Annotated in this window: 14 protein-coding genes; 7 read left to right on the forward strand and 7 right to left on the reverse strand. The window is 63.9% G+C overall.

The window, feature by feature from the left end; translation table 11 throughout:
* Window positions 1–12: 12 nt before the first annotated feature.
* From ACIPY5_RS00135 to ACIPY5_RS00145, 3 genes are all read right to left on the reverse strand, one after another.
* Window positions 13–1,371, reverse strand: a complete 1,359-nt coding sequence (locus ACIPY5_RS00135; protein ID WP_400965256.1) for a flavin monoamine oxidase family protein — start codon at window positions 1,369–1,371, stop codon at window positions 13–15.
* Window positions 1,372–1,401: 30 nt separating this feature from the next.
* Window positions 1,402–2,925 carry an APC family permease gene (locus tag ACIPY5_RS00140; protein ID WP_400965258.1) on the reverse strand — a complete coding sequence of 508 codons (1,524 nt, stop codon included), beginning with the start codon at window positions 2,923–2,925 and terminating at the stop codon, window positions 1,402–1,404.
* Between the two features lie 118 nt (window positions 2,926–3,043).
* Entirely contained in the window at window positions 3,044–3,598 is a 555-nt protein-coding gene (locus ACIPY5_RS00145; RefSeq protein ID WP_400965261.1) for a TetR/AcrR family transcriptional regulator, read from the reverse strand.
* A 109-nt stretch (window positions 3,599–3,707) separates the two neighbouring features.
* On the opposite strand from ACIPY5_RS00145, the gene ACIPY5_RS00150 reads away from it, so the two are divergent.
* Complete coding sequence (locus ACIPY5_RS00150) at window positions 3,708–4,241, forward strand: AAA family ATPase (protein WP_400965264.1); 534 nt, start codon at window positions 3,708–3,710, stop codon at window positions 4,239–4,241.
* A 729-nt stretch (window positions 4,242–4,970) separates the two neighbouring features.
* Here ACIPY5_RS00150 and ACIPY5_RS00155 read toward each other — a convergent pair.
* On the reverse strand, window positions 4,971–5,405 hold the full coding sequence (locus tag ACIPY5_RS00155; RefSeq protein ID WP_400965266.1) for a MarR family winged helix-turn-helix transcriptional regulator: 435 nt from the start codon (window positions 5,403–5,405) through the stop codon (window positions 4,971–4,973).
* 75 nt (window positions 5,406–5,480) lie between these two features.
* Between ACIPY5_RS00155 and ACIPY5_RS00160 the strand changes: the two genes are divergently transcribed.
* The 3 genes from ACIPY5_RS00160 (at window position 5,481) to ACIPY5_RS00170 (ending at window position 7,723) form a co-directional block, all read left to right on the forward strand.
* Window positions 5,481–6,260 carry an oxidoreductase gene (locus ACIPY5_RS00160; protein WP_400965269.1) on the forward strand — a complete coding sequence of 260 codons (780 nt, stop codon included), beginning with the start codon at window positions 5,481–5,483 and terminating at the stop codon, window positions 6,258–6,260.
* Window positions 6,261–6,335: 75 nt separating this feature from the next.
* Window positions 6,336–6,836 carry an SRPBCC family protein gene (locus ACIPY5_RS00165; RefSeq protein ID WP_400965272.1) on the forward strand — a complete coding sequence of 167 codons (501 nt, stop codon included), beginning with the start codon at window positions 6,336–6,338 and terminating at the stop codon, window positions 6,834–6,836.
* Window positions 6,833–7,723, forward strand: a complete 891-nt coding sequence (locus ACIPY5_RS00170) for an MBL fold metallo-hydrolase (RefSeq protein ID WP_400965275.1) — start codon at window positions 6,833–6,835, stop codon at window positions 7,721–7,723. The genes ACIPY5_RS00165 and ACIPY5_RS00170 overlap by 4 nt, the downstream gene beginning before the upstream one ends.
* Window positions 7,724–8,038: 315 nt before the next feature.
* Here ACIPY5_RS00170 and ACIPY5_RS00175 read toward each other — a convergent pair whose 3' ends face one another.
* From ACIPY5_RS00175 to ACIPY5_RS00185, 3 genes are all read right to left on the reverse strand, one after another.
* Window positions 8,039–9,235 (reverse strand): MFS transporter, encoded by a 1,197-nt coding sequence (locus ACIPY5_RS00175; protein ID WP_400965279.1) that lies wholly within the window; start codon window positions 9,233–9,235, stop codon window positions 8,039–8,041.
* Window positions 9,236–9,243: 8 nt separating this feature from the next.
* Window positions 9,244–9,948 (reverse strand): TetR/AcrR family transcriptional regulator, encoded by a 705-nt coding sequence (locus tag ACIPY5_RS00180; protein WP_400965282.1) that lies wholly within the window; start codon window positions 9,946–9,948, stop codon window positions 9,244–9,246.
* A 278-nt stretch (window positions 9,949–10,226) separates the two neighbouring features.
* Window positions 10,227–10,889, reverse strand: a complete 663-nt coding sequence (locus tag ACIPY5_RS00185) for an amino acid deaminase (RefSeq protein ID WP_400965285.1) — start codon at window positions 10,887–10,889, stop codon at window positions 10,227–10,229.
* A gap of 131 nt (window positions 10,890–11,020) precedes the next feature.
* Between ACIPY5_RS00185 and ACIPY5_RS00190 the strand changes: the two genes are divergently transcribed.
* The 3 genes from ACIPY5_RS00190 (at window position 11,021) to phnC (ending at window position 13,618) form a co-directional block, all read left to right on the forward strand.
* Entirely contained in the window at window positions 11,021–11,776 is a 756-nt protein-coding gene (locus ACIPY5_RS00190) for an HAD family hydrolase (protein ID WP_400965288.1), read from the forward strand.
* Between the two features lie 2 nt (window positions 11,777–11,778).
* On the forward strand, window positions 11,779–12,783 hold the full coding sequence (locus tag ACIPY5_RS00195) for a phosphate/phosphite/phosphonate ABC transporter substrate-binding protein (protein ID WP_400965291.1): 1,005 nt from the start codon (window positions 11,779–11,781) through the stop codon (window positions 12,781–12,783).
* Window positions 12,784–12,856: 73 nt separating this feature from the next.
* Window positions 12,857–13,618 carry a phosphonate ABC transporter ATP-binding protein gene (gene phnC / locus ACIPY5_RS00200; RefSeq protein ID WP_400968404.1) on the forward strand — a complete coding sequence of 254 codons (762 nt, stop codon included), beginning with the start codon at window positions 12,857–12,859 and terminating at the stop codon, window positions 13,616–13,618.
* Window positions 13,619–13,657: the final 39 nt, after the last annotated feature.

The raw sequence follows: 13,657 nt of genomic DNA on the forward strand, positions 1-13,657 counted from the left end.
ACCCGCGAACGGTCAGGCCTCGGCAGTGGAGACCGCGAGGGACGTGGCGAGCGAAGACAGTGGAAGTTGCGTGCGCAGGATCCGTTCGGCGGCACGATGGCCGGAGAGAAGGGCACCGTGCACCGTAGCGGGATCATGGCTCCAGGTGGCTTCGCCGGCGAGCTGGAGGACGTCGCCGATCGGTGTGGCGATCGTGTCGTGATCGTCGTGCGATGCACCGGTCGCGATGTAGGAGTACGAGCCGCGGCTGAACTCCTCGGCACCCCACCGGGTGATCCACCGATCCACGGGCGTCGGTACCGCTTCCCCATACGCGCGCCGCAGCGACGTGAGCACCGAGTCGACGATCGCTTCGTCCTCCATGCCCTCGATCTGTCGCCCCCAGGCCCCGCCGGCGAAGGTGAGGAGCATGGGCTCTCCGCTGATCGCGGACACGTCGTACCAGGAATGCCACGGCGTGCTGGCCGCCCCGAGCTGTCGGATGGCGTAGAAGCCCTCGCCCCAGAACTTCTTGGGGAAGCGGAGGAAGATCTTGTTGAAGACGCCCATGCCGATGCGTCCGATGGCGTCCGCGACCTCAGCGGGCAGCGGCGGATCGAAGACGATATCGCCAGCGTGCAGGACGCCGAGGGGCACGGTCACGACGACGTGCGCGGCCTCGAACACCCCGGACTCCGTGGTGACCCGCGCGCCTGTGGCGGTCCTCTCGACAGCCGTGACGACCTGGCTGAGCCGGATGTCGAGGCCTTCGGCAAGTAGGCGCGGCAGGGTGTCGTAGCCATCGGGGAAGACCACCTCATCGCCTTCGACGATGTCCTCGTCCAGGCCGTGCGCATCGACGTTCGAGCTCTCCGCGCCGCACTGCTCTTCCGTGCGATGGTGGAGGAACTCTCGCACCTGCGTCTTCCGGTCCGCTTCCGCGTCGAAGGCGGCGACCGTGTTCTCGATCGCCTGAGCGTAGGTGGTGCCGGGCAGCGAGGACGCGATCTTCTCACCGAGAAGACGGTCGGCGGCATCCGCATCGGCAAGCCAGGCCTGCGTGCGCTGCTCGTCAAGAGCCTCGTGGTTCGCGTCGAAGTTGGCGATCGGGCGTCCTCCGGCCTGATAGGCGCCGACGGTGAACTCCAGCGTGCGGATGCCGAGCGACTCGACCAGCGCGGTCAGCGGGTTCCCGGTGAGGCCATGGATCCAGGACGCACCGCGATCCACGGGGAAGCCGGCTTCTCGGTCGGTCCACATCCTTCCGCCGATGCGGTTGCGTGCTTCCAAGACGACCACACGCTGGCCGGCATCGTGCAACAGGCGTGCCGCGGTGATGCCCGAGATGCCTGCGCCCACCACGAGGGTGTCGATCATTGTTGCTCCGTTCATGTCGAAATGATGGATGGGACGAGAGCCGGCCTATTCAGGGGCCAGGACCTCCGTGTCCCGGTTCAAGGAACGCTTCTCGAAGTAGTCGCGGGCGCCGGGAAACAAGGCCCAGAGGAACATCAGCACCGCGCCCAGGACGAGCGAGCCGACTCCGATCAGGAAGGCGCTTCCGATGCCCGCGAGCTGAGAACTGCCGTAGGAGGGGGAGGCCATGTCGATCGCCGATCGCACGAACGCCCAGGCCATGAAGCCTCCACCGATCAGCGGGAAGACGAAGCGATAGAGCGTGTGCTGCCAGCTGTCGAAGAGGTTGCGGCGGAAGTACCAGATGCAAGTGAAGCTCGCGATGCCATAGAAGAAGGCGATGGCGAGGCCGATCGACAGCACGGAGTCTGCCAGAACGCTGGTGGACACGATGTTCATGCCCGCGTAGTAGATGATTGCCACGACGCCGATGAGCATGGTGGAGAACGTCGGCGTCTGTGTCGCCGGGTGCAGTGCGGCGAAACGCGCGGGGAGCGCCTTGTAGATCCCCATCGCGAACGTGCCGCGGGCCGTGGGGAGGATCGTGGTCTGAGATGACGAGAGTGCCGAGATCGCGACGGCCAGGACGAGGAACCACCCCAGCGGGCCGAGCGCCATCCCTGCGAGAGCCGAGAAGACGTCGTCGGCGTGATCCGGGTTCGCCAGCCCCGTTCCTGAGCCGCCGATGCCCGCGTACATCATCGCGACGACGGTCACACCCACATACGTGACCAACAAGATCACCGTGGAAAGCGTCGCTGCACGACCCGGGGTCCGCCGGGGGTCCCGGGTCTCCTCGGTGAGCGCTAGACAGGTGTCCCACCCCCAGTAGATGAACAGCGCCAGCAGCACAGCCTGGACCATGCCGTGCCCATCGGCGAGTAGGGGATTGAACCAATCAAGGCTGGGCGCGGTCGGATGCGGTGCGGTGCCGCTGAAGTAACCGATCAGGCATCCGATGACAAAGGCCGCGATCGCCAGGTACTGGATCGCGAGCAGCGCCTGCTGCATCCGCTCACCGATCTGGATGCCGCGCAGGGAGACCCAGGTCATGATCGCGATCAGGATGCACCCCAACGTCGTGACGACGAAACGGTTGTCTGCGAGTGAGCCGTCGCCGATCAGGCGCAGCACATAGCCCGCGGCGATCTCGGCGAGGTTCGCCATCACCAGAACTCCGGCGACTGCGATGCTCCATCCGGCCATCCAGCCGGTCCGCGGCCCGAAAGCCTTCGCAGCCCACGTGAACACGGTGCCGCAATCCGGGACGTCGTTGTTGAGTTCCCGGTAGGCGAAGGCCGTGAACAGCATTGGCACGAACGCGAGCAGGAAGGCCACGGGAGCCTGTGCGCCCACCGCGATCACGACAAACCCGAGCGTCGCAGCGAGCGAGAACAGTGGCGCGGTCGACGCTACGCCGATCACCGTCGACCCCCACAACCCGAGTCGACCGACTGCCAGGCCCTTCGTGGGAGTTCCGTCGACGAACGGCGTGCGGGGAGACGAAACGGGTGCATCCGAATGTGTCATGGTGCCTTCTCATCCTCGAGGGGGATCTCATCATCGAGAACTACACTCTATCTGAGAACCGACCGGTTGGTCGGTCGGTTCTCAGAGTGACGCGAGATGCGTGACGCGACCCAGTCGACTATTGGCTGTTGCGGGATGGATCCACGAGGTTCACGAGGCGGTCGAGACTGGCGTCGGTTAGGAAGGTCTCACCCTCCGGAGCCCGTAGCAGCGCATTGTGGTTGACCCCATCACCCAGCATCAGGATCAGCGCCGAAGCATCCGGGTCGCCAGTGGCCTCGGACAGACCCTCGAACCATCCGGCGCGACTGTCTCGCAGAACTGTCAGCGCCTCTTCGTCTCCGGTCTGCGCAATCCGCGTGCAGGCCTCGATGAGCCGCTCCAGTTCGCTTTCTCGATCAAGCGACGAGCGCAGATAGTAGCGCACCGCGCCCTCGGGGGCGGTGCGCATCGTCTGCACGTCCTCGCGAGCCTGCTCTCGCGCTTCAGCGAACAGGGCAACACGAAGTTTATCCATAGAGCGAAAATGGTGGAGCACGCCTGACTTTGAGAGCCCGCAACGACGGGACACCTCCTCGAGCGTTGCACCCCTAACGCCACGCTCGACCAGAAGATCGGTGTAGGCCTCGAGTACCCGGGAAGCTTGGCCGTCTATTGTCAGCACGAACACCATGGTATCCATGAGCGCGCGGCGACCGATTGACGAATGGCGCGATAGCCGCTGACTGATGGCGCGCTCAAGCCACCGATTCTGAGTCCGGTCGAGAACGTAGGGTGGAGACGTGCCTCGACTCGTGCTAATTAATGGTGCCCCCGGATCAGGTAAGTCGACGGTGGCTAGCATCCTGAGTGCTCGTCAGCGGATGGCGCTGGCGCTTGACCTGGACCTTATCAAGCACTCTCTCGGGTGCTGGGAAGACGACCCAGTCGCAGCTGGCACCCGCGCCCGCCGTCTGGCATTGGCGCAGATCGATGAGCAACTGCGGTTTGGCAGCGATGTGTTTGTTGGGCAGTACGTCGCTCGCCCGGGCTTCATCGAAGAGCTTCAGAACGTAGCGGTTCGCCGTTCCGCGTCGTTCCACGAGTTTGTCTTGGATGTCGGTGTCGAACAGCTGGAACGGCGGCTGATGTTCCGCGTCGAAAACCCGTCACGCCTGGAACACGAGATCAACAACCGACTTGTCGGGCCGGCGGATGCCGCAGAGTTGATCCGGTCCTTGGGTGGCTTGCGAGCGGCTCGGCCTGACGCTGTTTGGATCAATGCAAACGGGACGCTTGAAGCAACCATTTCGGCCATTGAGGTGGCAATCGGTTGAACTGAGGTTCCGATGCGCGTTCCGGTTGCCTTTGCGATGCGTGATGGTGCCCAGGTCTGGTGCAGCGGGGCTCTGTCGAGGTCCTGACGTGGCGGACGCCGCAGTGACGACTAGCATCACTGCACCGAGCGTCCATGGAATGAGCGGCCCGAAGGGGGAGAGCCCGGTGGCGCCGGCAACGATCGACCTGAAACAAAGCAGAACGCCGAACTGGCTGGGGTGTTGTTTGGCAACGAACGTGCGTTGTTCGGACCCGAGCGTCGACGCCGCAGCAGTACTGAAGATCGGCAGCGGTGCCGCGTCTGACGCAAGGGGAATCGCGCTCTCGCGAACGGCTTGGCGAGCAGTGGGCCGCCAACGACCTGATTTGCATAGCTGGCTGTGGCGATGGAGCGAGCAGAATGAGCCCAGCGCCCAGCGCCCAGCGGCCAGCGACGGCAGGCCGGTGAAAGCTTGGGCCCAAGCCGGAGGCAAGGGTACGCGATCGCGGTATCGAGCTGAAGCGACGCGCATGGGCGATTCTCATGTGTCGCACGCGAGCCATGGAGCGGTGAGTGACGTCACGTTGCTGACCTTGCTGAAGCGCGTTGGGGAGTGCTGCCGCGTCGGACACCGGGCGCTGGGTGCGCTCGCATATCACTTCTCTGAGTTCGCTCTTCGATAGCTCCTTCGACGGGGCTGACTTGACGGTGCGACTCCACTGCGTCCATTGGTGCAGGCCGCCCCTGCCTAGTGCTCTCGGGGTCGCGCCAGGGCCTTGTTGAGAAGTGCCTCGAGCGCCGCCATCTCGCCTTGACTCAGACCGGCGACGATCGGCCCTTCGGCGAGCACTCGAAGAACCATCTTCCTCTGTGCGCTGCCTGCTTCGGTGAGTGTTAGCTGCTTGGCGCGCCGGTCTGTTGGGTGGGGTTGGCGCTCGATGAGGGCCATTGCTTCGAGCTTGTCGATGATGACGGTCGCGTTGGATGGCTCGCAGCTCATCTTGAGGGCGAGCTCCTTCATCGTCATCGCGCCGGACATCTCTCGAAGCGCTGATGCCTGAGCGACGGTCAGCCCGAGTGGTGCGACCCTGTCGCGCATCCGAGCGGCGCACTGCATGTCGAGGTCGTGCACCAGCTTGCCTAGCTCCCAGTGTGCGTCTGCGTGTTCCTCCGACATCCTCATGAACCCACACTAGCGTATTACTTAAAGGCATGATATATATGACTTGAAACATGTAAGTCATACGAAAGGATGGACATGGACCTCAACCTCACTGGCAAGACAGCTGTCGTGACCGGCGCTAGCCGGGGCATCGGCCTGGCGACCGTGCGGACCCTCATCGAGGAAGGAGCGAATGTCGTGGGCGCCTCTCGCTCCATCACTCCTGAGTTGCGAGAGACGGGAGCCATCGTCGTGGCTGCTGACCTGAGCACAGCCGAGGGAGTCGACTCGCTGATTGCCACCGCGTTGAGCGAACAGGGCGGCATCGACCTCCTCGTCAACAACGTGGGCGGTGGGGACGAAGCCGTGATGGGCTACCTCGACTCCGACGACAAGCAGTGGCATCGGATGTTTGAGATCAACGTGATGTCTACCGTCCGGGCGACTCGAGCGGCGCTTCCGAGTCTTATCGAGCGTCGCGGCGCGGTCGTCAACGTGTCGTCAACCGTGGCGCGGATGCCGTTCGGTGTTCCCGCTAGCTACAGCGCCGTCAAGGCGGCTGTCAGTGCGCTGAGCAAGGCGCTGGCTGAAGAGTTCGGCCTCCACGGAGTGCGGGTGAACACGGTGTCTCCTGGACTGGTCCGCACCAGCGTCTACGAAGACCCCAACGGCCCTGTCGCACAGATGGCCGCGGCGGCGGGCGTGCCTCTCGCCGACTTCGTCACTCAGATCGCGCGATCGCAGAGCATCACGACGGGGCGCATGAGCGAACCCGAGGAGATTGCCGCTCTGATCGCCTTCCTGCTGTCCGCACGTGCCGAGAACGTCACGGGCGCCGATTACGTCATCGACGGAGGAACCATCAAGACGGTTTGAATCTCGCCCCTGCGCTGGTCTGACACCGCAGCGGGACGGATCCATGTTCATGAGTTCTAGACAAGGAGGCCAACTTTGGCTCACACAGTAGTCGCATCCGTCGATCGTACGATCGCCGCTCCGGCGGAGGCTGTGTACCGGTACGTCTCGGCAACGCCGCTCCATGCGGAGTTGTTGCCGCATCCCTTCTACGATTTCCGCCTCGAAGAAGGCGATGTCGGGGAGGGGAGCGTCGCCAGTTACAAGATCAAGTTCGCCGGCGGCGTTCGGCAACTTCGAATGCGCGTCACCGAGCCCGAGCCGGGGCGCACCGTGGTGCACACCGACCTCAATGGCTCCGGTCTCGTGACCACGTTCACCATCGCGCCCCATGGCGACCAGGCGCGGGTGAACATCGTATCCAGGTTCGACGGAGAGACCGGCGTTGCAGGTTTCGTCGAACGAATCGCTGCGCCGATCAGGCTCCGCAGGGTCCATGCCAAGGAACTCGCTCGCCTTGATGCCCGCGCCCGACGCGCGACTGACCTCCGCTCATCTGCACTGCACACCCAGAACCAGACAAGGACCCAATCATGAAGATGCTCACGTTCAAGGCGACCAGTCACGCTACTCGAAAGGCACGGCTCGGTAACGCGATCGACTCGGCGGCAATGGAGTCGTTGCTCGATCCTCCCGGCCCACTCGATGTCACGACGATCGCGGCGGACTGGGAAGCGCCACTCGCCGGGCTCCTCAACATCAAGCACCCGAAGGCCGTTGCAGCAGGGATCAAGGATCGAAAGGAAGCAATCAAGATCTACGCGCACGTCGTGCGGCATCCCACGCACGGCTTCTTCCTCGTCGATACAGGAGTCTCCCGACGGTTGCTGGAGGATCCTGCCCGTGCCGGCGTCGGGATGATGCTGCGGATGTTCGGCGGCATCGAGAAGATGAGTCCTCAACAGAGCACCGCCGAGATCATCGAGGCTGAGCCCACCCCGCTGCGCGGCGTGTTCCTGACGCACCTTCACCTGGACCACGTATCCGGGCTTCCCGACATTCCCAAGGACATTCCGATCTACACGGGCGCTGACGAGGCTGAAGCCTCGCTGTTCCTGAACCTCTTCGCGCAAGGCACAAACAATCACCTTCTCGCAGGGCGCCCGCCTCTGGAAGAACTCCAGTTCGCCAAAGAAGCAGGCGGCAGCCTCGAAGCAGTCAATGACGTGTTTGGCGACGGCTCGTTCTTCGCGATCTTGACTCCCGGCCATACCACGGGCCATGTCTCGTATTTGGCCCGCACAGTCACAGGCGCGGTCTTGATGACTGGCGATGTCAGCCACACCCGATGGGGATGGGACCACGGCGTGGAACCAGGTACATATCTGCAGGAGCGCGGACCCAGCGTCAACAGTCTGCTCCAGCTCAAGGCTCTCGCACACAGGCATCCCGCGATGGCTGTCAAGCTTGGTCACCAGGAGTAGGCCGCTAGCGGTGACTACCGCAGCAAAGGCCGCATCGCGGACCCTAGGTGTTGGCATCATGCATTGGATCGCATTGTCCCCGCTCACCTGACCCGGCGCCTCATGCGAACCTAAGTTAGGCGGGGGATGAGTTGGGTGAGGGAAGGGTGTGATCGGTGTCCTCCGGGCTTAGTTCGGTGGCGGGTGCCACGATCTCGTCGATAAGGTCGAGCACCTCGTCATCGAGTTCGACGTCCGCCGCTCCCAGGAGGTTGTCGAGTCCAGATACAGCCGATCAGCCCGTCGTGCTGTCGGGTGATCGGACCGCGTGGCCAGTCATCTTGGGCTGTGGTTCGTTGCGGTGGGCAACCGTGGCAGTGTGCTTGCGCCGAGGAGCACTGTTGTGAGCGCGAGCATCAGGAACGCGGTCTGGGGTCCGAGTGCGCTTACGAGGGAGCCTGCGAGAAAGGGGCCGATCATGAGTCCGGTCGCATATGCAAGGTTGTACAGGCTGTACGCCCCACCGAGCGCGGGCGGGGTTGTTTGGGCGCCTTGACCACCGATCAGAGTGCTCGACGGCGCCGAGAAGAAGGCGATCCCGCCGCCGATCAGAGCTAGCCCGGCAACGATCTGCCACAGCTGCTCGCTGAGCCCAATAGCGACGAACCCAGCACTCGTAACAATGATCCCGGTTCCAACGAGGTAGCGAGCGTCGACTCTGCTGACGAAACTGCCGACGATCGGGTTGAGGATCGCGCCGACGACGACGATAAGAGCGAATAGCACTCCGATCCCGAGCGAATCGACGCTGAGCGCATCGTGTAAGTACCGGGGCAAGGTCGGTTCGATCGTTGCAATCACGGCGGCGCCAAGCGCGATCACGCCGATAGTCGACAATGAGCCCGGGATCCGCAGGACGGCGAGCGGTCCGGTCGGGTCGTCTGCTGCAGCAGGCAGCGGCCTGATGAAGATGATGCGCAACGCGCCATCAGCCAAGGTGAAGGCGGCGGCAGCCAAGAAAGGGGTAGCGGTGCCCCAATGCTGCACAAGGAACCCGGATAGAGGTGGGCCGATCAAGGTGCCGAGAGAAATCATGCTCATTGCTACTCCCATGGTGCGTCCCCGCCTTGCGAAAGGGACGACCGCAGCAATCAGTGCGAGGCTCGCCACCCAGGACATGCCTGCGGCCAGGCCTTGCAGTAGGCGCCCGAGCATCAGAACCCAGTAGGGGCCACCAATCGCGAACAGCAGCGTGGCGGCCGCGAGGCCGAGCAACCCGACAAGCAAGGGTCCTCGCGGCCCCACTCGATCGACCATGCGCCCAGCGAAAGGGGTGACGATGATCATCGCGGCGGCATAGCTCGCGAACAGGGCACCCGTGCCAAGGGGGCCAGCTTGGACTGTCGCGTCGAGCAAAGGGAGCACAGGAATGGCGATCCCGTAGACGAGCATGTCCGTGAACAGCGCTACGCATGCAACGACGACGGCGATTCGGGAACGACTCGTCGTTTGTGTGTTCGAGAGAGCGGTCATCGCGGGCCTCACAGGGATGCGGTGCGCGTAGGGAGCAGGCCGTAGATGATGGCTCTGCTCATGGCCTCAACACCTGCGCCCTTCGGAAGCAAGGCGGGTTCGACCGCAGCGGCAAGAGTGAGACCATGCACGAAGGTGAAGATCACGAAGACGGCCTCCGGAATCGTCATCTCCTCTCGTAGCGGGCCACAAGCCGTCAGAAGCGGTATGAGGCGGTCGCTCCAAGCGCCGAGTGCCTGACGCTTCTCCGCGACGCCGGTCGCGAGTTCCAGGGCTTGAGGGGCGACCACAGTGGAGACCACGGCAAGGTCACGAAACAGCTCGCTCTCGGTCAGCATTCGCAGATAGGAAGAAAGGAAGCCGAGCAAACGATCGGAAGGCGGCAGGCTGTCATCGCCGAGCGCGTCAAGTAGTGGTGTCATCTGCAACGGCCATTCTTCGACGAGGACAGCACGCAGGACCGCCTCCTTGTTCTCGAAGTGGTGATACACAGCCCCGCGAGTAAGTCCTGCTCGCCGTGAGACCGCGACGAGCGAGCCTCCCGCCCAACCACTTGACGAGAATTCCCGAAGTGCTGCCCGGATGATTGCTCGACGCGTCTGTGCTGCGTCCTCTGCAGTTCGTCTCATGACTAACATGCAATCCTGTATGTAAATGATCGTCAACCGCCCTCCGTGAGTGCGGTGGTGCATCGTCCCGGCCCCCATCAGCATCTCGGCTTTTGTGCCAGGCCGCGATCGAACGTCTCAGGGCCGGCACTAACTGCGAACTTGCTGCCGAGGCCGATCCCGGGGGTGTCGACAGTCTCTACGGCGCGCTCCACTATTGCGTGCTGGTCGCGCGCGCATCATTGGAGCGGGACTACGCGATACGTCTGGTCGATGACATCTGGCCCACGGGATCGCGCGCGGAGCGCCGAGAAGTGCTTGCGGCTCACTCCGGAAGCGCAGCTATCGATCGTCTTCGGAATCGGTTGACCGAGTACGGCAGATCAGATGGCGTTCCAAAGAAGGCATGCTGGGCTCACCTTGAGGGTGTCGAGGACCGTATCGGCATGACTCACGGGGAACAAAGTGACCAGGGCCGGCGCCGCGCCTGCGGCCGATGCCACCGAGTAGGCGAGTGCGCGTGAGTTGTTGCGTTCGTGGCCGAGTACTGCGCGAGTTGCGCGCCCGTCTGTGACGGCGTCGCTCGAAAACTCACCTCCGGAAGCGAGCAGGTTCAACGCCGCGTCCGTTGCGCGGGCGAGGAGCGTGCGAGGGCCATCCCAAGGCATGAAGTGCCGATCGCTGAGGTCGAGTGCCGTGGCGAGATCATCGCCAAGCCAGCGTTCCCTCTTCAGTCCGTACGGCGTCGGGGCGAGCGATAGCAGATAGCCGTAGGTGTGCAGCAGTCCTGCGTTGCCCACCGGCCAGCTTGCGACGAGGCCGGCCCGCTTGTGAAGCGCATCGAAGAGCGGCCTGTCGAGGACCGCCTTCGTTGTGTTCTCGTCGACCACTGTCGACAGGCCCCAGAGCGAAAATCGGCCTTCTTCCCGATCGGTTTCTATGGCAGCAACCAGCCAGTCGATAGAGGCAAGTGCTTGCTCTGCTGCGTCCGGCGCGGGAACTGTTGCAGCGAATGCTGCCCGCTCCAGGTCGTCAATCGGCTGCATGGGAAAACCATACGTCACTACATGGGCCGGACCTGGGCGGAGAGTTCACTCGCCGTTCATCGCGCGTGGGCGAACCGTCCACGTCCATGGTCAAGCATGGGCGAAGCGTCCGCAGTGAATGAAAGCAGCATGTGAATCCTTCTCCGTTCTCCGCAGAATCGTCGGTCGGCGGCGACCGCCCCGTCCTCGTGTTCGACTTCGATGGGACGATCGCGCTCGGCGACGGTCCGATCCTTGCTTATGCCCACAAGATCGCGGACGAACTCAGTGAGCAGACCGCGGATCTCGATGGTCCACGATTCTTGGCGTTGGTGCGCTCCGAGCTCTATGCCGATGGAGCCGACAGCCTCGATGGCTATGACGCCGTACGCCGGATCGCCGAAGCGCACGGGGCTGGCCCAACCCTCCTCGAACGCGCCTACCTCGCCAGTCGACAAGCCCTTGGCACCCCCGCAGCGCCGGTTGGCGCTCCAGCAGGACTGGCTGACCTTCTTCGTGAGGTGGACGCCTGGCGGATCCTCGTGACGAACGCGCCCGCCACCCGAATCGCGGAGACCCTTGCCGAACTCGGGCTCGGAGACGTTTTCGACCATGTCATCACCGCAGCGGGAAAGCCGACAGGCCTCGGCGCCGTGCTGGATTCGCTGCCCGATGGGGCAGTCGTTCTGAGCATCGGCGATGTCTGGCGCAACGACCTAGCCCCGGCGCACGAACGCGGTCTTGACACAGCACTGGTCGGCCCGTTCATCGACCCGGATGCCAATCCAACACTGCGCGCGGCTGACACGGCGTCGCTGATACCTGCAATACGTGACTGGCTCACCGCCGCGTCAGCGCGCCCTTTGAGCTCCGCCTCCCATATCCACACCCACCCATCTAAAGGATGATCATGCGCACCACCACCCGAATCCGTTCCGCCGCGCTCGGTCTCGCCGCCGCCGCAGGCTTGCTCACCGTCGCACTCGCCGGCTGCTCCGGCACAGCCGCCAGCTCGTCTTCCGCCGACTCGTCTGCAGCGGCCGAGCAGAAGGATCCGAGCTCGCTCGTGCTCGCTCTGGTTCCGTCTCAGGATCAGTCCGGCCTCGTGGACACCGCCAAGCCACTCACTGACTACCTCAGCAAGACGCTCGGTATCGAGGTGACCGGCGTCGTCTCCAAGGACTATCAGGCAGCCGTTGAGGCCATGGGCGCCGGTCAGGCACAGATCGGTTTCCTGCCCTCCTTGCAGCTGTGGCAGGCCGGTGACATGTACGGTGCGAAGACCGTGCTGCAGACCGAGCGCAACGGCAACATCACCTACCCTGCCCAGTTCATGACAAACAACCCCGACAAGTACTGCAAGGACAAGCCCGTCGAACGTGACGGAAAGCTGTTCTGCAACGGCGCCGATGCCCTCAAGGGGCCGGCGGGGCTTGACACGATCGCGAAAGTCAAGGGTGCGAAGGTCTCCGTGCTCGGGCCGGGCTCGCCTGCCGGCTACATTTACCCGATCGTTGCCCTGAAGGAAGCGGGACTCAACCCCGACACCGACATCCAGAAGGTACCCGTGACGGCGAATGACGCCTCGGTGCTGGCCGTCTACAACGGCGACGCCGAAGTCGGATTCAGCTTCTGGGACGCGCGCGACATCGTGAAGAAGGACAAGCCAGACGTGGGCCAGAAGGTCGTCGTCTTCGCCATGACGGACGAGATCCCGAACGATGGCGTCGCCCTCACGAAGGACCTGTCGTCGAAGCTCCAGGACAAGATCACCACCGCACTCGAGGACTACTCGAAGTCGGAGGAGGGATCCAAGGTCCTCAACAGCATCTACTCGATCACCAAGCTCGCGCCGGCGAACCCGTCGTCGCTGGATGTGGTCGCGAAGGCCGCGAAGTCCCTGGGGCTGCAGTAAGTTGCCTGACACGATCCAGCGCGAGGACGTCGGAGCGGGCAACTCGCCCGTCCCGGCGCCCTCGCCGTGGCCGATCCGCCTCGACGGCGTCACGGTTCGCTACCCCAACGGCACGGTCGGCCTTAAAGATGTCAGCCTGGACATCGCGCCAGGCGAGATGATCGCGGTGGTCGGCCTCTCAGGGTCAGGCAAGTCCACTCTGATTCGCACGATCAACGGGCTTGTGCCAGTGACCTCCGGCACGCTCGAAGTAGGTGGACGCAGGGTCTCCGGGGCGTCAGGCCGAGAGCTAAGGCGCCTGCGCGGCGACATCGGCATGGTTTTCCAGAGCTTCAACCTCGCGAGCCGCGCCAGCGTGCTGCAGAACGTGCTCGTCGGCAGGCTCGCGCACACCCCGCTCTGGCGCACCTTGCTCGGGTTATACCCAGAGGCCGACAAGCATCTCGCCTACGAAGCACTAGACCGAGTAGGAATCCTACCCAAGGTCTACGCGCGCGCCTCCGAACTCTCCGGCGGACAGCAGCAGCGAGTCGCGATCGCCCGAGCGTTGGCACAACAGCCGCGCGTGGTTCTCGCTGATGAACCGGTCGCAAGTCTCGACCCTCCCACCGCGCACGGCGTGATGGGAGACCTTCGGCGGATCAACCGCGAACTCGGCATCACCGTGCTGGTCAATCTGCACCTGCTCGACCTTGCACGAGAGTATGGCACGCGCATGATCGGGATGCGCGCAGGCGAGGTGGTCTACGACGGGCCGGCAGCCAGCGCCACGGACGCGGACTTCGAGGAGATATACGGCCGCTCGATCGGCCCGGCGGATCGGCTGCGAACGTGAGCAACGGGTCCCCGGCACGTGCTGCGCTCCCTGCACGCC

This window comes from Microbacterium sp. NPDC089698 (assembly GCF_044749045.1).
In the GTDB taxonomy this organism is placed as follows: Bacteria; Actinomycetota; Actinomycetes; order Actinomycetales; family Microbacteriaceae; genus Microbacterium.

Bases quoted from the DNA above. Each gene is read 5' to 3' on its own strand.
- ACIPY5_RS00135 (WP_400965256.1), bottom strand. From the start codon at position 1,371: ATGAACGGAGCAACAATGATCGACACCCTCGTGGTGGGCGCAGGCATC.
- ACIPY5_RS00140 (WP_400965258.1), bottom strand. From the start codon at position 2,925: ATGACACATTCGGATGCACCCGTTTCGTCTCCCCGCACGCCGTTCGTC.
- ACIPY5_RS00145 (WP_400965261.1), bottom strand. From the start codon at position 3,598: ATGGTGTTCGTGCTGACAATAGACGGCCAAGCTTCCCGGGTACTCGAG.
- ACIPY5_RS00155 (WP_400965266.1), bottom strand. From the start codon at position 5,405: ATGAGGATGTCGGAGGAACACGCAGACGCACACTGGGAGCTAGGCAAG.
- ACIPY5_RS00160 (WP_400965269.1), top strand. From the start codon at position 5,481: ATGGACCTCAACCTCACTGGCAAGACAGCTGTCGTGACCGGCGCTAGC.
- ACIPY5_RS00170 (WP_400965275.1), top strand. From the start codon at position 6,833: ATGAAGATGCTCACGTTCAAGGCGACCAGTCACGCTACTCGAAAGGCA.
- ACIPY5_RS00175 (WP_400965279.1), bottom strand. From the start codon at position 9,235: ATGACCGCTCTCTCGAACACACAAACGACGAGTCGTTCCCGAATCGCC.
- ACIPY5_RS00180 (WP_400965282.1), bottom strand. From the start codon at position 9,948: ATGCTGATGGGGGCCGGGACGATGCACCACCGCACTCACGGAGGGCGG.
- ACIPY5_RS00185 (WP_400965285.1), bottom strand. From the start codon at position 10,889: ATGCAGCCGATTGACGACCTGGAGCGGGCAGCATTCGCTGCAACAGTT.
- ACIPY5_RS00195 (WP_400965291.1), top strand. From the start codon at position 11,779: ATGCGCACCACCACCCGAATCCGTTCCGCCGCGCTCGGTCTCGCCGCC.